Source organism: Chitinophaga sp. 10T418, assembly GCF_056394125.1.
Genome location: NZ_JBFTHG010000071.1, coordinates 1 through 385 on the forward strand (window position 1 = coordinate 1; position 385 = coordinate 385).

The following is a 385-nucleotide window of genomic DNA, read 5'->3' on the forward strand; positions in this document are numbered from 1 at the left end:
GCGGAACGTCATGGGTTGTCTCCGGGTGTGTGCACGTGTTCGTGCTTGGTATGGTTGCATTTCATCCCGGACGTGTTCAGTATTCAAACGGAATCTTTACCAATATTCACTATGTGAACATCTCGACCGGGGAGAGGCCGAAAACATGACAAAAGCAGAGACAGAAGCAGAGACGGAAGCCGGCGAGGACACCGGCAGCGCTCCCAAGGGTGCACAGACCGTCACACGGGCGATGGTGCTGCTCAAGCTGATTGCGGCCCATCACCCGACCGGCGTGGCGCTGGGCGTGCTGGCGCAGGCGGCCGGGCTGGACCGCGCCACCGCCTACCGGCTGGCGACGAGTCTGGTCGAATCCGGCATGGTCGAGCGCGAACAACGGCTGTAC

Annotated in this window: 1 protein-coding gene; it reads left to right on the forward strand. The window is 61.3% G+C overall.

The features are described from left to right. Nucleotides 1-145: 145 nt before the first annotated feature. Nucleotides 146-385 (forward strand): helix-turn-helix domain-containing protein (locus AC1DCV_RS35820; protein ID WP_477027688.1); only part of this gene is annotated, 240 nt, incomplete at its 3' end.